This is a genomic window from Limnothrix sp. FACHB-1083, from assembly GCF_014696485.1.
In the GTDB taxonomy this organism is placed as follows: Bacteria; Cyanobacteriota; Cyanobacteriia; order CACIAM-69d; family CACIAM-69d; genus CACIAM-69d.
Genome location: NZ_JACJQD010000012.1, coordinates 126,876 through 148,676 on the forward strand (window position 1 = coordinate 126,876; position 21,801 = coordinate 148,676).

Here is a 21,801-nt window from a genome sequence, read left to right on the forward strand (position 1 = left end):
ACAGCGACTGGCGCACCAAAACTCAATCGTTTCAGCCTCGCGCCAGCCGATGGCGACGGCCCCTAGGCTTCAACCGGAGGCAGATCCAACCGCAACGAATCCAAAACGCTTTGGACATTGCTGGTGGCATAGCCCACTTCGAGGGGGAACTTGGCTTGCAAAACGGCCAACACCCGATCGAGCTGACCTTCAAGCTGGCGATCGTTGCGAATCAGCTTCCGCAGCCGATCCTTAACAGCCGGCAGAATCGGCCCCGTGTCTTTACCCTCAGAGGCTTCGAGGGCATGGGTACGGAACAACTCCAGGCGATCAATCTTTTGCGTGCGCAACAGGTCTTGCAATTCATAGCAAGCCCGATCGGTAAACTCTTGGGTCACATATTCCAAGACCACCGGTTGCAAGCCAAACATGGCCCCACCGGCCGCGCCACGCTCAATCAGCGATCGCCGGCCCAGGGATTCCAACGCTTCAATTAATTCCGGTTGCGAGAACGGAATCGAAATTTTGTCGCGCAGTTGGCTCAAAGACAGAGGTTGCTGTTCGATCGCCAACCAATAAACAATCGCCCGTTCAATATCCGACAGGCGATCAAACTGGCGTTGCAACAAATCGCGAATATCCCCAAACACCAGGGTCGATTGCTTCAAAAACTCCGACACCCGACCGCCAAACAGTTCTTGAATCGTGGTCGAAGCAATCTTCAAGGTGAGCGGGTTTCCCCGATACAAATCAATCAACTCCTTCCAGAGTTTTTCCTCTTGCAAGCCCTTGTCGCGGAAAATTTCACCCGCTTCATCGGGGCCCAACGCGCCCAACTGCGACACCCGCACCGGCAGCGTATTGCCCTCTAGGCGAGCCACCTCACGGGGCTTTTCGGAACTGGTGAGCAGCAAGCAGCTTTGGTGCGACTCTTCGCCCACCCGGCGCAGCAATTCACCATAGTCCTCAAACCCGTCGCGGTATTGTCCGGAGATATCCCCTTGACGCAGTACCGACTCCACCCCATCCAACACCAACAAGCAGCGGTGTTGACGCAGATAGTCAATCAACAACGTAATGCGGTTGTGGGCACTGTCTGGCAGATAGGTTTGGCGCTTGCGAGACAGGGTTTGCACCAACCGGCCAATCACCTCGCGGGGCGAAACCCCATGGCGGAGCGATCGCCAAATGATGAACTCAAACTCGTCTTGCTCTTCGAGAGATCGAGCCAAGCGAACCGCCAGCGCCGTCTTACCGATCCCCGCGATCCCCAGCAAGGCCACCACGCGGCAGTGATCTTGAGAAATCCAGGTTTGCAGGGCAGTCAGCTCCTGCGCACGACCATAGAAAGCCGAAATATCCGGCGCTTCTCCCCAGTCATACTGCGGCGGCAACTCGCCCACTTCCACTTCGGGGGTGACCGGAATTGCCACGATCGGCCCTTGCGTTTGGCGGGTTTGATACTGAGACACCAAAATCTGCTGAAGCTTGGCCAATTTTCCTGGCCCAGCACCAGCAATATGAAACTTTTTATACACTTCACCCAAGCGCTTACGGGCCGCTTCTGGGCGGATTCCTAGGCGTTGGGCAATGGCATTCATCGGCTCACCATTGATGGCTGCGGCCAGCACATCCAGCTCGGTATTCGAGACACTATGCTCCTTCGCAATTTGTCTCAAAAAGTCTTGAGGAATCAATTCACCAATCTCTCTGTACTAAACAATCTTCGGCCTTCATCTTAGCCTCGAAAATGTATTTCTTATATGAATATTTTCTAGACATGAGTTCGTAGCTATCAGGGGAGAGTGGGATAAGCTCTCGCATCTCGCACGGTGGAATATTGCGTTTTCAAGATACTTGTGCCTCCTAGGCAGGTTTTGCCCTGCTCTGGCCGAGGGGTCTTGGAATTGAGGATTTTCTGAGCATGAGTTTATGGGCATTAACTACAAGGGTAGATGGGGTCGAAATCACTCTGCAAATAGCGGACAGGGAGGCAACCCAAACACCACCCCAAACACCACCCCAGACCCGACTCAGAAATGAACGAAGATCGACGGCGCACCCTGCGCCCAAAAACTTGCCCGGGAACTCGCCCGGGAACTCGCCCGAGAACTTGCCCGAAAACTTGCCCGGGAACTCGCCCGAGAACTTGCCTCAAAATTTGCCCGAAAATTTGACCCGACTGGGATCCCTAAGCTCGATAGAATGGGGGGTGCTAGCAACGCCGCTGTGTTTCGCCGAGTTTTCAGGTCTTTGCGTGGATCTAGATCGAGTCTTTAAACATCCTAAGCCAATCATTGGAGTCGTCCATTTGTTGCCGCTGCCGAGTTCTGCGCGGTGGGGACTGAGCCTTAAGGCAGTTATTGAGCGCGCTGAACAGGAAGCAGTGGCGCTGGCTGCCGGTGGGGTGAATGCGATTTTGGTGGAAAATTTTTTTGATGCCCCTTTTCCGAAAGATGCGGTTGATCCGGCGGTGGTGAGTGCCATGACGCTGGTGGTTCACCATTTACAAAATTTGGTGACTTTACCGATCGGGGTGAATGTGTTGCGCAATGATGCCCATTCGGCCATTGCGATCGCATCTTGCACCGGGGCGCACTTCATTCGGGTCAATGTGCTGTCGGGGGTGATGGCCACCGATCAGGGATTGATTGAAGGCCAGGCCCACCAGCTCCTGCGTTACCGGCGAGAACTGGGCAGTGATGTCAAGATTTTGGCGGATGTGTTGGTGAAACATGCTCGCCCGATCGGGTCGCCCAACTTAACGGTGGCGGTGCAGGACACGATCGAACGTGGCTTGGCCGATGGGGCGATTTTGTCGGGCTGGGCCACTGGCAGCCCGCCAAACATTGAAGATTTGGAATTAGCCAAGGCTGCAGCGGGAGATACGCCGATCTTTGTGGGCAGCGGGGCTAATTATGACAATGTGGCGCAACTGCTGGAAGTAGCGGATGGGGTAATTGTGGCCAGCTCCCTGAAGCGGCGAGGCCGGCGGGATTTGCCGATCGACCCGAACCGGGTTAGCCAGTTTGTGGAGGTGGCGCGGCGGGGCCGGCCGGCTCCGGCGATCGTTGTCCCTACGCCCACACCCATGAGCTGATGAGTTAGTGCCCATGAGTTAGTACCCATGGGCTGGCACTCAGGAGCTGGCACTCAGAGGCTCAGGCCTAATTAATCGGTACTAATCAGTTAATCAGTCCAGGGTTATGGCTTGGGCGGCAATGCAATGGCGGGGGCCAGTTGAAACCCGGCGATCGCCCCTTGCAAAATGGCTTGGCGCGATCGCTGGCGCAAGCTTTCCACTGCAATGAGATACGTATCCTGGCCTTCGGTGGTGGCGGCCACCTGCACCGGGCTTTGGGGACTGGCATAAAGCTGCCAAGTGCGCCCGCCCACCTGCCGGGATCCTTGGGCGGTCAAGGGCACGGTCAGCCCCAGCCGTCGCAAGGCTTGGGGGCCGGTTTCGCCCACCACCCACGTGAAGCTGATGCGGCCTTCATTCGGTTCTGTTTCGGGCGATCGCCACAGGTTGGTCAAGATCGAATCTCGCTGCCAGCCCAAGGGGACGAGCGATCGAACTCGCGTCCCCCACACCGCGATCGCGTGCAGGGCAGGAATCATCGGCACTTGGGGCATAAATTGCACCTGAGCCGCACAACGCCCATCGGGAGCTTGGTTTGGATCGCGCAAAAAATCGCGAACCAGGCGGTTGGCGCAATCACTGCTGGCAAAGGCCCCATGGCCCAACCCGGGAAAGGTGTAGTGATAGGCGTGGGACAGGCTGGCTGCCACCTGATTGCCAAAGGGTGGCGGCGTGACCGGATCTAAGTTGCCCGACAGCAACAGGGTTGGAATATCGGTGCTCACGGGGCGGTTGGCTTCGGGGCCCAAGGTGGGGACAGGCCAGAGGCGGCAACTGTCTAGAAATTCTTGCGGATCGGTACTGAGGGAGCGCAATTCCGGCAGAATGCTGCCCAAGTCGGTGGTTCCGGGGGTGGTGAATCCGGCTTCTTCAGCACAAAGCACCGATTGTTGCATTCCGTCGGCTAGGGGGCTGAACCAATCGGACGCTAGCTCCGTGAGGGAAGACCAGTCGCCCGATCGCATTTCGCGCAGCCATTCCGGGAGTTGCGGAATTAAGCTGCTGTCGTAGAGCGCTGAAATGACCAGGTTAACCAGCCCATCGCCGTCGATCGCCACGGTGCGCCAAAATTGCTCACCATTGTCGGCCAGGACTCGGCCCGATCGCCCCGCTTGCAATTGCGCATCCACATAGGCGATCGCGTCAAAGCCTTCGGTGGTGATGGGCTGGCGCTCCAGTTGGGCCACCACGGCTTGGAAGGTTTCTTGCAGACGGGGATATTCCCGCTGGCAAACGGGCGATCGTCGGCATTGTTCAAACAGTTGCCGCAGGGCCCGATCGTGACTGCGCAAGGATTCGGTGATGTAGTTGGTGTTTAGGGGAACCACCGCATCTAAGATCACGCTCCGCAGTCGATCGGGATGGCGCTTCATCAGGTGTTGGCCCAGCATTGTCCCGTAGGACACCCCATAGAAATTGAAGCGGCCATAGCCCAGGGCAGACATCACCAGCGGGATATCGTCAGCATTTTCCCAACTGTTATAGGCTCCCAGGTCTATCCCCTGGCCCAAGAGTCGATCGCGACAGGCCCCATAGGCCGCCAGGGTTTTTTGGTTGATGGTTTCCTCGCTGAGCTGGGGCAGTTGGGGCGCAATCTGTCGATCGACCTCGTAGATTTCTTGGCAAAACAAATAGGGCTGGGAAAATTGCGTGCCCCGTTGCTCAATCAGCACCAAGTCCCGATCGCTCAGGCCCGGCGTGGCGGCAATGGCTTCCCACCAAGGTTCCAGCAGCATCAGGGTGGAACCACCGGGCCCCCCTTGGGCCATCACCAGTGGATCCGGTTGGGCCTGGGGGCGATCGCTGCGAATTTGGGCCACGGCCAGGCGAATCGTTGGCCCCGTGGGGTTGGCGTGGCGCTCCGGCACGGTCACAAAGCCACAGCGCAACCGATCGCCCAACCGAGCCAAGGCCTCGGTGCGCAGCAGCGATGGGCAAGGGGCCGCTTCAAATTGACCCACGACTGCACTGGGCCGAGTCATGTCGGATTGGATCGCACCGGGTTGAATCGCACCGAGTTGAGTCGCACTAGCTTGGATTACTTCGATCGCAGCCGATTGGAACCGGGCGATCGGCCGTGAGGAGACACCAGAAAAATCCTCGGCGGAAACACTGGATAAAAACCCTTCCCCCACAAGGGTCACCGCCACGGTGCAGCCCGATATCCATGCCCACCGTTGCCACCAACGCCCCCTCCGCCCGATAACCATCACAGTTTCTTAAGAAAAATAAAAATTTTGTAGCAAGGTGCGATCGATAGCTTAACCGATGGCGGGCGATCGACATATCCCTTTACAGATCCGGGTTTTGGGCGTTGAAACAGGTGTAAAACAAATCCCGACTTTTTTAATCGGGATTGTTTGCAGGCCCCTTGTAACCCGTGATACGCTTTCTGCATTCGATGGGATACTCCCTAATCCCGTTGCCGCAAAACAGGAGCGAAACCGCCCCATGACTGGAGTTCTCGATACCCGCCGCACCGCTACCGAATCGCCCGATCATCAGCACAGCCACCCAGCCGATGGCCACCATAGCCACAGCGGCCACTTTACGCACCTGAAGTGCAAAGAATGTGGTGCTGAATACGAAGCCACCGCCATGCATGTGTGCGAGTTGTGCTTTGGCCCGCTGGAAGTGAAGTATGACTACGAGGCGATCGCCCGCAACGTATCGCGCGAAAAGATCGCGGCCGGCCCGAACTCCATCTGGCGCTACAAAGATTTTCTGCCCGTAGGCAGCGACCCGATCGACGTGGGTACGGGCATGACTCCCCTCCTGAAGGCTAACCGCCTGGCTCGTCGTTTGGGTCTCAAGAACCTCTATATCAAGAACGATGCGGTGAACATGCCCACCTTGAGTTTCAAGGATCGGGTGGTGTCCGTGGCCCTGACCCGCGCTCGCGAGCTGGGCTTCACCACGGTTTCCTGCGCCAGCACCGGCAACTTGGCTAACTCCACAGCGGCGATCGCAGCCCACGCGGGTTTGGAATGCTGCGTGTTCATTCCCGCTGACCTGGAATCGGGCAAGGTGTTGGGCACGTTGATCTATAACCCCACCGTGATGGCGGTGCGCGGTAACTATGACCAAGTGAACCGTCTTTGCTCGGAAGTGGCCAACAGCTACGGCTGGGGCTTCGTGAACATCAACCTGCGTCCTTACTACTCTGAAGGTTCCAAGACCTTGGGCTTCGAGGTGGCGGAACAGTTGGGTTGGCAACTGCCGGATCACATTGTGGCTCCGTTGGCTTCTGGCTCCCTGTTCACGAAAATCCACAAGGGCTTCCAAGAGCTGATCGCCACGGGCTTGGTGGAATCGAAGCCCGTGAAGTGTAGCGGGGCCCAGGCGGAGGGCTGCAACCCGATCGCCACGGCCTTCAAGGAAGAGCGGGACTTTATTGCCCCCGTGAAGCCCAACACGATCGCCAAGTCGATCGCGATCGGGAACCCCGCTGATGGGATCTATGCGGTGGAGCAAGCCCGCAAAACCGGCGGCCACATTGAAACCGCCACCGACGAGGAAATCGTGGAAGGCATCAAGCTGCTGGCGGAAACCGAAGGCATCTTCACGGAAACCGCTGGCGGTACGACGATCGCCGTCTTGAAGAAATTGGTGGAAGCGGGCAAGATTAACCCCGACGAAACCACGGTGGTTTACATCACCGGCAACGGTCTGAAAACCCAAGAGGCGGTTCAAAGCCATGCGGGTCAACCGTTGGAAATTGATCCAAAGCTGGATAGCTTTGAGCGTGCTTGGGATCGGGCCCGCACGCTCGATCGCCTGGAGTGGCAACAGGTTTTGGTCTAGGGATTTTCCCAAAAACCGGGTGATTCGCGGCTTGGGTTGTGAATCACCCCCACCGCGCGGGAGTTGGTCACGCGCTCATGGCTCTTGCCCATGGGGAGCCTGTCCACTGACCTGGCCAGCCCAAGCGGCGGCCGACCGAACCCCACCACCGAATCCCACTGGGGTGAGGTTAGGAGGCTAGGGCCAATCTCGGGCGATTCGTGCCTACTGTTGGCGGGCTTGCTTTTGACTGTTGTTGATTGTTCGCAATCATGATTCGTCGTCACGACTCGCAATCACGATTCGTTGTCACGATTCGATGATTGATTCGATCGCCTGCCCTTTTTTTTGCGTTGTTCTGAGTTTCTGAATCTGCACGACCATGGCCATTAAAGTTTTGATTCCTACCCCGCTGCAAAAATTCACCGAGGATCGGGCCGAAATCGAATGCAGCGGCGACACGATCGACGCGATGATCAATTCCCTGGAAGAAAGCTGTCCAGGAATTAAGGAGCGCATTTGCGATGAGCAAGGCAAACTCCGCCGCTTCCTGAATGTCTACGTGAACAGCGAAGACATCCGCTTCCTGGATGGCCAAGCCACCAGCCTGGCCGACGGCGATGAGGTGAGCATCGTGCCGGCCGTCGCGGGCGGTTAAACCAAGGCTGCGGTTGATTCCTCGGAATCCCCGTTGGCAGCTTCCTAAATTTTCAGTTTTTTCAGTCTTTGGAGAAAGTCGGGCGATCGCCCTAGCGCATCAATTGGGGCGATCGGGATCCGATAGACTTCACTAAATTTGCGGCAACACGAGGGAACCCTAGCGGTATCCTCGTTTTTTCTTTTGGTTTGGCTGGGGGTCAAGCGCTGAACCTGACCCCCCAATCGATCGCCCCAATATCGCCCCCATTTAGGAAATTAGGGACTCATGGGGCAAGACTTACCCGATCGAGACCGTTTCCGTTTGGGGATTGCGCTTCCCTTCCGTTTGCAGGGCCGCTGCCAACCGGTTGAGGGCGCTGACGTAGGCTTGGGCGGAAGCCACCACGATGTCGGTGTTGGCCGAATGGCCCGAAAACACCGTGTCCGCGTGGCGAATCCGGATCGTGACTTCGCCCATCGCATCGATCCCTTCGGTGACGGATTGGACGGAGAACTCGATCAAGTCGTTGTCGATTTGAGCGATCCGGCTGATGGCGCGGTAAACCGCATCCACGGGGCCCGTGCCGGTGGCCGCATCGGTGCGATCGCTCCCGTCGGGCATCCGCACCGTGACCGTGGCCGTGGGGCAGGACTTATCGCCGCAGGATACCTGCACATGCTCCAGGCGGTAGAGTTCCGGCACTTGGCGGATTTCGTCGTTGACGATCGCCTCCAAATCCCGATCGCTCACTTCCTTTTTCTTGTCCGCCACGTCCTTGAACCGCACAAAGGCCTTGTTCAGTTCCGTTTCGGTCAGGTCAAAACCCAACTCCTTCAGGCGCGTGGCGAAGGCGTTGCGGCCCGACAGCTTGCCCAGGACGATTTGGTTTTCCGTGCGCCCGATCGTTTGGGCATCGATGATTTCGTAGGTCAGCTTGTTCTTCAGCATCCCGTCCTGGTGGATGCCGGACTGGTGCGAGAAGGCGTTGGCCCCGACGATCGCCTTATTCGGCTGGACGATCATGCCCGTCAGTTGCGAGACCATGCGCGAGGTGCGGTAGATCTCCTTCAGGTTCACGCCGGTCAAGGGTTCTTCCGACTCCGGCGATCGCCCAAAGAACGGGTTATAGAACGATCGCCTCACATGCAGCGCCATCACCAATTCTTCCAGGGAGGCATTGCCCGCCCGTTCACCAATGCCGTTCAGAGTGCATTCCAACTGACGCGCGCCGTTTTGGACTGCCGCCAGGAAGTTGGCCACCGCCAAGCCCAAGTCGTTGTGACCATGGACGGAAATCACCGCCTGATCGATGTTCGGCACATTTTCCTTGATGCCGCGAATTAGGGCCCCGAACTCGTCGGGGGTGGTGTAGCCCACGGTATCGGGAATGTTCACCGTGGTCGCCCCAGCGGCGATCGCCCGTTCCAGCACTTCATAGAGGAATTCCGGATCGCTGCGACCCGCATCCTCCGGCGAAAATTCCACATCGTTGGTGAAGCTCTTGGCGTAGGCCACCATTTCTTCAGCGATCGCCACCACTTCCGGCCGCTCTTTTTTGAGCTTGTACTTCATGTGGATGTCAGAAGTGGCGATGAAGGTGTGGATCCGCCACTTCGACGCTTCCTTCAGGGCCGCGGCCGCCGTTTGAATGTCTTCCTTGCGGGCGCGGGCCAAGCCGCAAATGGTCGGGCCGTTGGGGGTTCCCACCTCGGCGGCAATCCGCTGGACGGCATCGAAGTCCCCGGGGCTGGAGAAGGGAAAACCAGCTTCGATGATGTCCACTTGCAGTCGAGCTAGCTGGCGGGCGATCGTTAGCTTTTCTTCGACGTTCAGCGATGCGCCGGGCGACTGTTCGCCATCACGCAGGGTGGTGTCAAAAATCAAAACGCGATCGGGATTAATTACCGGGCCAGCAGACTGAGCGGTCATGAAATTACCTCCGAGGAATCGGCCGCGACCAATGCGGACAACTGTTCATAAGGGACAACCAAAAATGCAAAAGCGCAACGCTAAATTTAGGTTGCGCCCATGGGGTTTATTCTAACGATTTTGGTTGCCGATCGCGCAAGGGGCGATCGGGATTGTAATCAGTCAATGGGATGGGCGTACCGAGTCCACCCCTCAAAGCTCTGGACAATTCAACCAGGTAGGGGCGCACCGCTGTGCGCCCACAGTCAGCGATCGCTGAAGTCCCGATGAATAGTCATCGGTTAATAATCCGACTTTTCGATTTTGCGGCGGATGTCGTTCAAGTCAATGTAGCGATCGGTTGCATTGCGCAGTTCCCGGGCGATCATCCCTTCGGTGGAAACCACGGTGATATGGGTGTTTTTGGAGCGCAACAGCTCGATCGCCCGCTCAAAGTCCCCATCCCCACTGAACAACACCACTGCATCATATTGATCCACAGTGTTGAACATATCAATCACGATTTCAATGTCCAGGTTCGCCTTTTGGGAATAGCGCTCAGACTTGTCGTCGTAATATTCCTTCAGCAATTTGGTGCGAACCGTGTAGCCCAGATTAATCAATGCATCCCGAAATCCCCGTTGATCCTGAGGATCCTTCAGCCCCGTATACCAAAAGGCATTAATCAATTGCACATTAGCTGGTTCGGTGAAATATTCAAGAACCCGCCGAGGATCGAAAAACCAGCCATTCTTTTGCTGGGCATAAAACATATTGTTGCCATCCACAAAAATGGATAGACGGGCGGTATTAATTGTCATAGAGAAGGAAGCCTAGCTGGTTGATTCAGATGTTTTGAGAAGTGTTTAGGGATTTAGACGCTAGCGTATGGCAGCTTGGTCTAACGAAGGGGCTGGCTGAGGGTTAGGGTTGGCTGATGCTTGAGACCCCGATACAGCGGGAGCGATCGCGCCGTGAGCTGCCTAATTTGAGCCTAGCACTTCATAATATTCCTTAACTTTTACATATTCCTTAACTTTTACACAAACCACCGAGAGGCCGAATCGCCCGATCGCCCCCACAAGCAATCCTTTGCGGCCACCGCTGAGAACACCGCGCCCCGAAACTGACTCACCACGATCGCGGCTGGTCATGGCTCCCTGAAAACAAAAAAATTGAAACTGTTCCCAAAACCCTTCACAGAATCAAAAAAACTCTGCTACTATGTAGCTCGCGTTGTCAACACAGCGCCTTCTGGAGAGATGGCTGAGTGGTCGAAAGCGGCAGATTGCTAATCTGTTGAGGGTCGTTTAGACTCTCCGAGGGTTCGAATCCCTCTCTCTCCGTTCTGAACAGGCTTTGAGCTAGGGTCTGGGTTCAAGGTCGAACCATCAAGGCCGAGCCATTATCAATAGAATGGCAAATAGCTGCCAATGACTGTTCAAGCGCGATCAGGATAGTCATCACTCACAGATATTTTAAAAATATTTCTAAAAATATTCCTAAAAATCCATCAGCCTGAGCGGATCTTCGATCAGCCAAATCTGAACAGCCAAAATTAATCCGTGGTCGATCGACGGAGCTAAAGGGCTGCAATGCCTGGCATCCACGATTATGGGTGCTTTGCCAGTCTCCAAAGATACTTTTCAGACATCCCTCAGGGGCAATCATTGAGATGCATGAGCGCATGGAACACTCATGGATTGCAGAGATGAGTTCTAGAGATGAATTCTAGGGATCAGTTTCAGAGATCGAGCCGGAATATTAGATTGAGAGATTAAATCCGCCTGGGCTTCAGACCGGCCCCTGATTTGATCAACTCATTCGATCAACTAATCTGATCAATTAATTTGATCAACCCAGGAGCAAACTCAGGGCCGAGACTCCTGGGCGATCGATTTGCTCGATCGAGCCAGAACGGGCTAAGACTAGGCCGCATTGGGTTTTCCAATTCTTGAGGAGTGAATGACCATGACTGCGATGCCCGAGCATCACGACCCCATGAAACCACAATTGACCTCGCGAGCCAGACAGCCGCGTCGCGCCTGGCCCGCCCTGATGGCCGTGGCGGCCTTGACCAGTTTGCTCGGAGCCTGTGCCGGACAGCCCAACACATCCCCCGCCGGAGGCAGCCCGGAAGCCGCTGCGCCTGCCGATGGGCTGAAGTTGGGGGCCCTGTTGCCCACCACAGGCGATTTACAGTCGATCGGGCAACCCATGTCAGAGGTTTTGCCCCTGGCTGTGGAAACCATTAACGCCTGCGGGGGCGTGAACGGCAAACCCGTGAGCCTGGTGCTGGCCGATGACCAAACGGATCCGACCGTGGGCGTGGAAGGCATGACCAAGCTGGTGGAAGTGGACAAGGTGGCCGGGGTGGTTGGCTCCTTTGCCAGCAGTGTTTCCGGCGCGGCGGTGGATGTGGCCGTGCGCAACAAGGTGATGATGATTTCGCCCGGCAGCACCAGCCCCGTATTCACGGAACGGGCGAAAAAAGGCGAATTCCAAGGATTTTGGGCCCGAACGGCCCCGCCGGACACCTACCAGGCCGAAGCACTGGCCAAGCTGGCCTTTGAGCGGGGCCACAAGCGGGTTGCCACGATCGTGATTAATAACGATTACGGCGTGGGCTTTGAGCAAAAATTCATCGCTGCGTTCAAAAAACTGGGCGGCACGGTGGTCAACGAAGCCAAACCCACCCGCTATGACCCCAAGGCGGCCACCTTTGAATCGGAAGTGAACGCGGCCTTCAGCCAAAAACCCGACGCGGTGGCGGCAATTCTTTATGTGGAAAGCGGGGCCCTGTTGTTGAAGGCAGCCTATGAGCAGGGCCTGAGCAAGGGGGTGCAAATCATGCTGACGGACGGCATGAAAACGGACGACCTGGCGAAACAGGTGGGAATGGGATCCGATGGGAAGCCGATTGTGGCCGGGGCGATCGGGACAGTGCCCGGAGCCGACGGTGAAAGCCTCACGGCCCTGACGGAGTTGGTGCAACGGAAGCTGAACAAGGCCCCCGCCGCTTTTGTGCCCCAAACCTGGGATGCGGTGATGTTGATGGCCTTGGCAGCCCAGGCGGCCGGCGAAAACACAGGCACAGGGATCCAAAGCAAGATTCGGGAAGTGTCTAGCGGCGACGGGGAAGCGGTTACCGATGTCTGCAAGGGGCTGGAGTTGCTGAAAGCGGGCAAGAAGATTAACTACCAGGGCACAAGCGGCAACGTGGACATTGACGAAAACGGCGACGTGGTGGGGAACTACGACGTTTGGAATGTGGAGAGTGACGGCAAGATTTCGATTAAGGGCAAGGTGAAGTTGCAATAGGGGGCGATCGAATCTCGTCAAACCCAATCAAGCTTCAACAAACTTCATATCACTGGGCACTGAGTGCCACTGGGGCGATCGAGCAGGCTGCAATGGGCCACTCGATCGCCCTATTGATTGCGGTGGCGTGCTTCCTGTCCCTGCCCCTTTCCAAACAGCACCCATTGATCCAGATTCAAATAGGAAAATTCAATCAAACAATTAAGTTTTTATGTCAGTCTCTAATTGACCAAGGCGATCAATCCTCAAGCGCTCCATAGTATAGTCGTTAAGTCAGTACTAAAAAAGAGTAATCAGATCATCTGGTTACAGCAACACCCTATTTAATTTGAATGGGCTAAGTAGGCCCAAGCCGTTTTTCATCGCCCTGGACATTTCCAACTTCTTTGCCCAGGCATTCCGTCAGAATATGATCGGATTGTTTTGTCTCAGCAATCTGTGCAACTTGCTCTAATCAATCTGTTCAATCTGTCCTAAGTCATCTTTCATTGCATTAGTTTGCTTTCAGAATTGCTGATTCAAATGACCTTCACCATAGAGTAATGAGCCATGTTAGAAGGATTTATTTTTGCCACTATTTTATTAGGATTTTTCGGGATGGTTTTAAAGAAAAATCTAGTCATGAAGATTGTTGCGATGGATGTCATGAGCACAGGTGTCATTGCCTACTATGTGCTTATAGCGGCGCGATCGGGTCTATTTACACCCATTTTGCAATCACCTCCCCGTGATGTGACCTATGCAGATCCAGTGCCCCAAGCGGTGATTTTGACGGCGATCGTAATTGGCTTTTCCATCCAAGCACTGATGCTGGTGGGCGTGATGAAGTTAGCGCGGGATAACCCAACCCTGGAAACGGCTGAAATTGAAAAAAACAATCAGCGATAGGCCGCTCACTGGTTTTTAAATCGATCCTCAATAAAGGATTTATCCAGATCAACTAGCAACTAATTTTCAGTTAATTTCGTTGAAATTAGTTTCAAGTAATTCATCTGAATTGATCCTGGTTTCATGGCTCTTGATTCGGTTGCCTATGGGTTCAGGTTTAAATTCCAATTAACTTTGGGTTAAGTCTGAATTCACCCCTTGGTCAACTGTCCCGTTGACCATCCATCACCCCACAAATGCTTGCTGAGTTGAGCGGCGTTGCTTGCCCAAACTCCGTCAATTCTCAGCATCTTCAATGGCTCAACGATGGTTCAGATGGCGCGATCGCGCACTGAGCTAGTCCTCCCCTAGATTGAGTCGCTAATAGCCCCTTGATGGCTCATTTACCACCCCCAGAAGCCACCATGCTTGCATCTTCTATCTTGGAACCTTTAACCGTTGGCTGGGTTGTTTTTTCCCTGATGGTGGGGTTTGTAATTGCCCTGCTGCCCAAGCTCGATCGAGTCTTGTCCCTGCTGGTCGCCGTCACCTCAGCGGTTTATGCCGGGCTACTGTTAACCGCCAATGCTCCCTTGCCGCTAACCCTCTTGGATCGGTTTGGGGTGACTTTGGTTGCCGATTCCTTGGCGGCTTTTTTCATTTTGACCAATGCGATCGTCACCCTCGCAGTCTTGTGCTATTCCTGGCAAAGCCCCAAAAAAGCTTTTTTCTACAGCCAATTGTTAATGCTCCATGGCAGCCTCAATGCGGCATTTATTTGTGCTGATTTAGTCAGCATTTATATTGCCCTGGAGGTTAGCGGCATTGCGGCTTTTTTGCTCATTGCCTATCCCCGCAGCGATCGCTCCATTTGGGTCGCCCTGCGCTATCTCTTCATTAGCAATGCTGCCATGTTGTTTTACCTGGTGGGGGCAGTTTCCGTTTATCAACATCAACATTCCTTTGCCCTAGCAGGTCTTGCCAAGGCTCCACCGGAGGCGATCGCCCTCATCTTTTTGGGACTGCTGGTGAAAGGGGGGGTTTTTATCTCCGGCTTGTGGCTACCGCTCACCCACTCAGAATCAGAAACCTCCGTTTCAGCCCTGCTTTCGGGAATTGCCATTAAAGCCAGTATTTTGCCTTTATTACGCTGCGCTTTCGTATCTGATGATTTGGATTTAATTGTCCGAATTTTTGGGGTCGCAACAGCCCTTTTAGGGGTTAGCTACGCCATGTTTGAAAAGGACACCAAGCGAATGTTGGCTTTTCACACCATTTCGCAGTTGGGGTTTGTTTTGGCCGCGCCCTTGGTCGGTGGATTTTATGCCCTCACCCATGGTTTGGTGAAGTCCTGTTTGTTTTTATTGGCGGGTTCTTTGCCCAGCCGCAACTTCAAGATTCTAAAGAGCCAAACGATCGATCGCACCCTTTGGGTTGGGTTGCTGCTGGCTAGTTTGTCAATTTCTGGATTGCCCCTTTTGGCTGGTTTTGCGGCCAAGGCCTTAACCCTGAAAGAACTGCAACCTTGGCAAACCATGCTGATGAACGCAGCCGCGATCGGGACAGCCATTTCTTTTGCGAAATTCATCTTCCTCAAACCCAATGGATTCCCATCCCTTGACAAAGCCGTCAGCGGTGACCAAGGAGCAGGTCAAATCACTGCCCATGCTCTACCGAAACCCGAAGTGGCCGTCATGGCTAGCTCAACGTTAGCCACATCAAATTTGGCTACTCAAAACCTCAATTTTTCTGGCACGAGTGCCGCTAATTTAGAACTCAAAGCAGCCGCCACAGCTCCCAAGTCTGGGCTTTGGATTGCTGTGAGTTTGCTACTCGGAAGCCTGGTGCTGGCCAATGGTTTTTATGGAGCGGCTTATACGGTGGATAGTGCCAGCAAGGCCGGTTTAACCATTGCCGCAGGCTGGCTAATCTATTGGGTTGTGATTCGTCAAAGCACTGTGAAATTACCTCAGGTGGCCGAAGAATTTGATCACCTGGTGGGGGCCATGAGTTTAACGTCTGTTGTGCTGTTTTGGATGGCATTGTCATGGTAAAGATCGGCCGGCTCGCAATTATTTTATTTCGCCTTCTGATTTGGTTGTTGCTAACAGCCGATGGCAGTGGGGTCAACCTCGCGATCGGGATTGTGGTTGCTGTGCTTTTGCCGCGTCAATCCTTTGCGCCCGATCGCCTCAAAGATTGGCTCACCGTTTTCTGGAAGATCGTGACCGCCATTCCCATGGCCTATATCGAATCCATTGAAATTATGTTCCGTCCCCATCGTCGGGAAAGCATTGTTTGGGAACAGGTTCCTCAGCGGCGATCGACCCAACTAATTTTTTTGGACATCTTTCTCATTACCTTCACCCCCAAAACCATCGTTTGCCGATACGACAAAGAAACCGGCTATGCCGTTCACAAAATTGATCCCTAGGGTTTGATTGCTTCGCCGTGACTGCTCAACTTCCTGACTCAGGTTGCTCAATTCACCATGACCAATGCCATTTTGATTGCTGCCATTTTGGCTTTGTTAATTCCAATTTATAAAGCCTGCACAGAAGAAGACGTTTGGCAAAAGATGTTGGCCCTGTCGAGTGTTTCCAGCAAGGTTTCAATTGCCATTTTGCTGGTTTCAGTGCAGCGAGATGATTGGTCGATCGGGGTCGTAGCCGTGATTGTGTTGAGCGTGGGCAATGCTGGATTAATGCTGTTGGCTAACGTTTTGAAACGAATGGGAGAAGCCTAAACATGACCTGGACAGAACTGCCTTTGGTTGATGGCATCAGCAATCTTTGTTTAGTGGGCGGGATGGTGTTTTGGTTTTGGGGCACAACCCAATTACTCACCCGCCGATCGGTGCTTTTTAAATTACACGGCTTATCGGTGTCGGACACCTTGGGATCTTTGGCGATCGTGTTTGGATTGTTATTAAAGATTCCCAATGAGTGGCCATTGCTCATTTTGGCCATGATTTGTTTGGCCGTTTGGAACACCATGTTGGGCTATGTTTTGGCCTACTGCTCCACCAGCGGAGACCAACCATGAATGAGTTGAACTGGGTTAATGATCTGCCAATTTATGTGATCACTGCGTTGTTGCCGCTCTCGGCAGCGATGGTAATTTTTCAATCGAATCCTTACCATGCACTGGTGATTCGTGGCATTTTGGGCGCTTTGGCGGCGGCTGTTTATGCGGTTTTAGGTGCTGCTGATGTGTCTTTAACGGAAGCACTGATGGGCACATTACTGGCAATTACCCTATATGCAATTGCTGTGCGATCGTCCTTGGTTTTGCAGTTAGGATATCTAGAAGATCCAACCATCGTTACCCCGCCTCATCTACTGCATTTAGACCCGGAAACCCACGCACCTGACTTAACCCAAGAGTCTGCCAATGGGGAATTAGATCCCACGGTGGTGGAATGTTTAGCAAATACATTCAAGCCCTTTTACCTTCGCATTGAATTGGTTCCCTATCCTAGCCTGACGGCACTCCAGCGAGCCTTGGGCGATCGGGAAGTTCATGCCATCTATGCACCCACATCCAGTCTTTTAAGTGCCCCTGAAGACTCAACAGCGCCTCAGCCCCATTCCGGAAAGCCACAAATCATCACCCGCGTTCAACGGCTCTACGAAATTATGCGGGAAAAGCCCCTGTCAGACTTGGCCACCATTACTTATCAGTCAGCACATCAGTCAGCCAATTTATTAGCCAATTTATCAACTGATTCGTCAGCCAACGTCACCCTTACCCAGGAGCGCAAACCCTCATGATTAAGTGGATTTATGTACTGGCAGGCTTAGCGCTCTATTGCAAAATGGTGTTGTTTCCCAACTATGCGCCAGATGTGATTGGAGCTGAAATTGTGCAGGCAGTGGTGACCGATAGCGGGGTTCCGAATGCTGTTTCGGGGATCATTTTTCGCAATCGGTTATACGACACCATTTTTGAGGTGGTGGTTTTTACAATTGCAATCATGGGATCGCAATTTCTATTGGCCAATGAAAATCCATCCTGCTCAATTCAACGCTTGGTGGATCAGCCCTCGATCGTGCTGGCGCGGTTAGGAGCCACGATCGCCGCCCTGGTCGCGATCGAGCTAGGAATTCGCGGTCACCTCAGCCCCGGCGGTGGTTTTGCAGCGGGCGTGGCGGGGGGCACTGCGATCGGCCTAGTGACCATTACCGCTTCACCAGACTGGATGCAAAATCTTTATCAACGCTGGCGAGCCGCCACCTGGGAAAAAATTTCCGTGCTCGTTTTCATCGCTTTGGCTGTCGTCACCTTAGTTGGATATGAATTGCCCCACGGTGAGTTAGGAACCCTCGCCAGCGGCGGTTTATTGCCAATCTTGAACTTATTGGTGGCAGTGAAAGTGGCCTTGGGATCTTGGGCGGCGCTGTTAGTTTTTATACGCTACCGTGGACTGTTTTAGGTTTGGCTTTTACAGTTGAGTGATCCGACTGATCGTTTTCTGTGATGCTGCTGGCCGCCCCGATCGACCTTGGGAAGGGATGCGTAGACATGACCTGTAAAACGAATTGTTGACAGCGATTCTTCAAGGGAATTTCAATCACACTCTGTGAAGAAATGTTCAATCACACTTTGTGAAGAAATAGATCCCATAACGCTGAAGAATTGCTGAAGTTCCCCTTCAGGATCCAAAATCAGACTGAGGATGGGAACACAGTTCCCCAAATCTTTGCCCTTGCCTCATTGAAATCCTAATTGGGCAAGACCCGCTGCAAAGCAAGCGACCTCAACCGATCCTTCTGGATCGGTTTTGACCGCAATGGGGAAAATTCAGTCTTGATTTTCAAGGGATGGCTCGGGTCATTGCCCAATGCTAAAACCATTGGAGATCAGATCATTTGAAATCGTCATGGTGATCTAGCCATATGACTGTTGCAACCAATCCGGCTGACATTCGGATGAATTCAGCCCCAACTGTGCCACGGTTAGACCGTTGTTGCTCGCAGGAACTGCTGCATTATTTTCAGGATGCCTGGGCTTTAGAAGATAAGCTGCTAAGCAGTTTGGCAGAGCCAGCAACCTTTTATTTACGACCAGATCCCCTACGCAACCCGCTGATTTTCTACTTAGGACATTCAGCGGTTTTTTATGTCAATAAGTTGGTGCGGGTTGGCCTGTGGTCACAACGGCTGAACCCAGACTATGAGCAGTTGTTTGAAATCGGGGTTGATCCTAACACTGCTGCGGAATTGGATGCCGTCATTGGCGAGATTCAATGGCCAGAAGTGGCGGCTGTTTGGGACTATCGCGATCGGGTCAAGGCCACGATCGAGCAAGTGATTCAGACTGTTGATTTTGAATTGCCCATTCACCCCCAACATCCCCTTTGGGCCCTGTTGATGGCGATCGAGCATCAGCGGATTCACATTGAAACCTCTTCGATGTTGTTGCGCCAATTACCCCTCGATCGCCTGCGATGTCCGGCCGATTGGTCGATCGCCCCAACGGATTTGCCCGCACCGCAAAATTCCATGCGCCTGATTCCCGGCGGCACAGTCACCCTCGGAAAATCCCCAACCGATCAAACCTATGGTTGGGATAGTGAATATGGTCGCCGCCCAGTGGAAGTGCCCAGCTTTCGGGCAAGCCAATTCCTCATCACCAACCAAGAGTATCAAGCATTCGTGGCAGCCGGTGGCTACCAAAACGCAGCCTACTGGTCGGCCGAGGGTTGGCAATGGCGCGAAATGCATCAGGTTTCCCACCCCAAATTTTGGATTCCGCAAGGCGATCACTACCGGTATCGATCGACCTTTTTTGAATGTGATTTACCCCTCGCCTGGCCCGCAGAAGTGAATTATCACGAGGCGATCGCCTTCTGTCGCTGGAAGGGTGAAGGCGTGCGACTGCTCAGCGAGGCGGAATGGAATCGTGCATTGCAATGGTCAACAACAAAGGCACAAAACCCTGCGCAAGGTCATGATTTCCAGCCTTGGAATCAGCAAACAGATCCCCACTTCAATCGCCCTTTCATCCAAGATCTAGATCAAGACTTTGGGCAGGCTTTCGGGCAAAACTCAGGCCCTATGGCTGAATTGCCTCCCAATTTGCACTGGCAATGGATCTCACCCCGAGCGGTCAATTCAAACGGGGCGATCGCCCAAGGACTTTCGGATTTGCGCGGCAATGTTTGGGAATGGATTGCTGATGCTTTTAATCCATTACCCGGCTTTGAACCTCATCCCCTTTATGAGGATCAGTCAGCGCCTTTTTTTGATGAAGATCACCGGATGATGCTGGGTGGTTCTTGGGCCACCAATGGCTCCATGGCCCTGCCATCCTATCGCAATTGGTTTCGACCTCATTTTTATCAACATGTGGGCTTTCGGATTGCCCAAGGAACAAGTGATTTATGCCACTAGAAAGCCGGTCTTCGTCTGTTCAATCGCGCCCTGTAAACACCGCTGAAGCAGTTGATGCGGATATTCGATCAGGGGCGATCATTGTTTTGGATCACAGCCACGCGCCCGCCACCCCAGAAGGGGCAGAGGTGATCCAAGGCTTGAGCAAAACCCCTAAGCAGTTGTCTCCCAAGTATTTTTATGACGATCGGGGATCGCAACTCTTTGAGGACATTTGCCAGCTTCCGGAATATTATCCAACCCGTACAGAAGCTTGGATTTTGCAAACCTATGCCACCGAAATTGCTGCAATCACCGACAGCCACGAACTGATTGAATTGGGCAGCGGCAGTTCCACCAAAACTCGCTTACTGTTGGATGCCTATCGATCGCTCTGGGCCGATCGCCCCGACACTTGCCACTATCTCCCGGTGGATATTAGTGGCGGCATTTTGCACAGCAGCGTGGTGCAACTGCAATCGCAATATCCTGAATTTTGGATCCAGGGGCTGTTGGGAACCTATGACCAGGCCTTGGACTATTTAGCCCACAGCAATGAGCGATCGCGTCTGTTGTTTTTCTTGGGCAGTTCGATGGGAAATTTCTCCCCCGCAGACTTCAACAGCTTTGTCGATCGCGTGGCCCAATCGCTCAAGCCCGGTGACTATTTCCTGTTAGGAGTTGACCTTGAAAAAGACCTGGAAATCCTCAAGGCAGCCTATAACGATTCTCAGGGAGTGACGGCCGCCTTCAACTTGAACATGCTGGCTCATTTGAACCGGCGTTTTGGGGGCAATTTTGATCTCGATGCTTTCAGTCACGAAGCGGTTTATAACACCGCAGACTCGCAAATCGAGATGTATCTCCATTGTCACCGCGATTGCCAAGTGCAGTTCGATCGCTTGGATTTTGTCGCCAACTTCCAAGCCGGGGAGTCGATTTTGACGGAAATTTCCCGCAAGTTTCGGCTCGATCGCTTGCCCCAACAACTCGCAGAGCGCGGCCTCACCGCCGTCAAAACCTGGAGCGATCCGCAGCAATGGTTTGGACTACTGTTGTGTCAAGCTACCAGTTCGTAGATTCTGTTCCCCTTTCTTCAAACGTCAATCAAGCTCATGTGATTGATAGTCTGGTTGATAGTCTGGTTGACAGTAGAAACCATCAATCATCCATCGAGACTTGATTGGATCCCCAAGAAGGTCAAGACATTTTCTTAGGCGAACTGCTAAATTGAGAGGGTGAACGTTTTTGCCCTCTCAGTTTGCTTGTTTCCGTGAGGTACAGTGATGACAGTGGCCCGGGACAATTTGGCAACATTGTATGAGTGCGACTACGCCCTTTGGTTAGACGCAACGATCGAACAACTGCGCCGTCGTGACTACGGCAACGTGGATTGGGATAATTTATTAGATGAATTAGAGTCAATGGCCCGCAGCGATAAACGTGCCATTAAACATAATTTGGTGCAGAAGTGTTGAATCTAAACACAAAACTTCATATTCTAGGCAACAAGAGTTTCTGGCAGTAAATCATAGCTCCAATGACTGATTGAGCCATAGCGACCGAGTACAACTTGCAAATATCGCAATTTATCTAGTAGCGTCTGACTATAGAATTGCGGCAATTCTATTAACTGCAAGATGGCATAAGCAATTAAGACCATGTAGATCTGTATTGCTACGCCATTTTGATTTTTCGTAATGAGCTGATCTAATTTTAAATGCATCTTTAAGAACTTCCATAGCAACTCAATCTGCCAGCGCTTTCGATACAGTTCTCCAATCTCT

The 21,801-nt window shown here is 53.4% G+C and carries 20 protein-coding genes and 1 tRNA gene; 15 read left to right on the forward strand and 6 right to left on the reverse strand.

The window, feature by feature from the left end:
- Positions 1–62: 62 nt before the first annotated feature.
- Positions 63–1,658, reverse strand: a complete 1,596-nt coding sequence (locus tag H6F46_RS15400) for an NB-ARC domain-containing protein (protein WP_190355594.1) — start codon at positions 1,656–1,658, stop codon at positions 63–65.
- Positions 1,659–2,236: 578 nt separating this feature from the next.
- Between H6F46_RS15400 and btpA the strand changes: the two genes are divergently transcribed.
- Positions 2,237–3,079 carry a photosystem I biogenesis protein BtpA gene (gene btpA, locus H6F46_RS15405; protein WP_099531668.1) on the forward strand — a complete coding sequence of 281 codons (843 nt, stop codon included), beginning with the start codon at positions 2,237–2,239 and terminating at the stop codon, positions 3,077–3,079.
- Between the two features lie 104 nt (positions 3,080–3,183).
- On the opposite strand, the gene H6F46_RS15410 is transcribed toward btpA, so the two are convergent.
- Positions 3,184–5,331, reverse strand: coding sequence for an alpha/beta hydrolase (locus tag H6F46_RS15410; protein WP_190355595.1), 2,148 nt, complete (start codon positions 5,329–5,331; stop codon positions 3,184–3,186).
- Between the two features lie 241 nt (positions 5,332–5,572).
- Between H6F46_RS15410 and thrC the strand changes: the two genes are divergently transcribed.
- Positions 5,573–6,925, forward strand: a complete 1,353-nt coding sequence (gene thrC, locus H6F46_RS15415; RefSeq protein WP_099531608.1) for a threonine synthase — start codon at positions 5,573–5,575, stop codon at positions 6,923–6,925.
- Positions 6,926–7,286: 361 nt separating this feature from the next.
- Complete coding sequence (locus tag H6F46_RS15420; RefSeq protein ID WP_099531610.1) at positions 7,287–7,562, forward strand: MoaD/ThiS family protein; 276 nt, start codon at positions 7,287–7,289, stop codon at positions 7,560–7,562.
- A 279-nt stretch (positions 7,563–7,841) separates the two neighbouring features.
- Here the strand turns inward: H6F46_RS15420 and H6F46_RS15425 are convergent, their stop codons facing one another.
- The 3 genes from H6F46_RS15425 to H6F46_RS15435 form a co-directional block, all read right to left on the reverse strand.
- Positions 7,842–9,473, reverse strand: a complete 1,632-nt coding sequence (locus H6F46_RS15425; protein ID WP_190355596.1) for a 2-isopropylmalate synthase — start codon at positions 9,471–9,473, stop codon at positions 7,842–7,844.
- A 281-nt stretch (positions 9,474–9,754) separates the two neighbouring features.
- The gene (locus H6F46_RS15430) at positions 9,755–10,273 is read right to left on the reverse strand and encodes an NYN domain-containing protein (protein ID WP_099531612.1); all 519 of its coding nucleotides are present in this window, start codon (positions 10,271–10,273) and stop codon (positions 9,755–9,757) included.
- 162 nt (positions 10,274–10,435) lie between these two features.
- Entirely contained in the window at positions 10,436–10,606 is a 171-nt protein-coding gene (locus H6F46_RS15435; protein ID WP_190355597.1) for a hypothetical protein, read from the reverse strand.
- A gap of 102 nt (positions 10,607–10,708) precedes the next feature.
- Here H6F46_RS15435 and H6F46_RS15440 point away from each other — a divergent pair.
- The 12 genes from H6F46_RS15440 (at position 10,709) to H6F46_RS15495 (ending at position 21,492) form a co-directional block, all read left to right on the forward strand.
- A tRNA-Ser gene (locus H6F46_RS15440) sits at positions 10,709–10,798 on the forward strand.
- 655 nt (positions 10,799–11,453) lie between these two features.
- Positions 11,454–12,773: an ABC transporter substrate-binding protein gene (locus H6F46_RS15445; RefSeq protein ID WP_370567171.1), complete on the forward strand. Its 1,320-nt coding sequence runs from the start codon at positions 11,454–11,456 to the stop codon at positions 12,771–12,773.
- Positions 12,774–13,322: 549 nt separating this feature from the next.
- Positions 13,323–13,661 (forward strand): NADH-quinone oxidoreductase subunit K, encoded by a 339-nt coding sequence (locus H6F46_RS15450; RefSeq protein WP_190355598.1) that lies wholly within the window; start codon positions 13,323–13,325, stop codon positions 13,659–13,661.
- 422 nt (positions 13,662–14,083) lie between these two features.
- The gene (locus tag H6F46_RS15455; protein WP_206753594.1) at positions 14,084–15,694 is read left to right on the forward strand and encodes a cation:proton antiporter; all 1,611 of its coding nucleotides are present in this window, start codon (positions 14,084–14,086) and stop codon (positions 15,692–15,694) included.
- Positions 15,688–16,074 (forward strand): Na+/H+ antiporter subunit E, encoded by a 387-nt coding sequence (locus tag H6F46_RS15460; protein WP_190355600.1) that lies wholly within the window; start codon positions 15,688–15,690, stop codon positions 16,072–16,074. The genes H6F46_RS15455 and H6F46_RS15460 overlap by 7 nt, the downstream gene beginning before the upstream one ends.
- A 57-nt stretch (positions 16,075–16,131) precedes the next feature.
- Entirely contained in the window at positions 16,132–16,386 is a 255-nt protein-coding gene (locus H6F46_RS15465) for a hypothetical protein (protein WP_099531615.1), read from the forward strand.
- Between the two features lie 2 nt (positions 16,387–16,388).
- The gene (locus H6F46_RS15470; RefSeq protein WP_234406442.1) at positions 16,389–16,685 is read left to right on the forward strand and encodes a monovalent cation/H(+) antiporter subunit G; all 297 of its coding nucleotides are present in this window, start codon (positions 16,389–16,391) and stop codon (positions 16,683–16,685) included.
- Complete coding sequence (locus H6F46_RS15475) at positions 16,682–17,413, forward strand: hydrogenase subunit MbhD domain-containing protein (RefSeq protein ID WP_190355601.1); 732 nt, start codon at positions 16,682–16,684, stop codon at positions 17,411–17,413. Before H6F46_RS15470 ends, H6F46_RS15475 begins: the two co-directional genes overlap by 4 nt.
- Positions 17,413–18,075 carry a Na(+)/H(+) antiporter subunit B gene (locus H6F46_RS15480; protein ID WP_190355615.1) on the forward strand — a complete coding sequence of 221 codons (663 nt, stop codon included), beginning with the start codon at positions 17,413–17,415 and terminating at the stop codon, positions 18,073–18,075. Before H6F46_RS15475 ends, H6F46_RS15480 begins: the two co-directional genes overlap by 1 nt.
- Positions 18,076–18,538: 463 nt before the next feature.
- The gene (gene ovoA, locus H6F46_RS15485) at positions 18,539–20,035 is read left to right on the forward strand and encodes a 5-histidylcysteine sulfoxide synthase (protein ID WP_242027985.1); all 1,497 of its coding nucleotides are present in this window, start codon (positions 18,539–18,541) and stop codon (positions 20,033–20,035) included.
- Positions 20,026–21,093 (forward strand): L-histidine N(alpha)-methyltransferase, encoded by a 1,068-nt coding sequence (egtD, locus tag H6F46_RS15490; RefSeq protein WP_190355602.1) that lies wholly within the window; start codon positions 20,026–20,028, stop codon positions 21,091–21,093. Before ovoA ends, egtD begins: the two co-directional genes overlap by 10 nt.
- A gap of 207 nt (positions 21,094–21,300) precedes the next feature.
- Positions 21,301–21,492 carry a DUF29 family protein gene (locus H6F46_RS15495; RefSeq protein ID WP_190355603.1) on the forward strand — a complete coding sequence of 64 codons (192 nt, stop codon included), beginning with the start codon at positions 21,301–21,303 and terminating at the stop codon, positions 21,490–21,492.
- Between the two features lie 23 nt (positions 21,493–21,515).
- On the opposite strand, the gene H6F46_RS15500 is transcribed toward H6F46_RS15495, so the two are convergent.
- On the reverse strand, positions 21,516–21,801 hold a 286-nt coding region (locus H6F46_RS15500; protein ID WP_242027764.1), incomplete at its 5' end, for a transposase.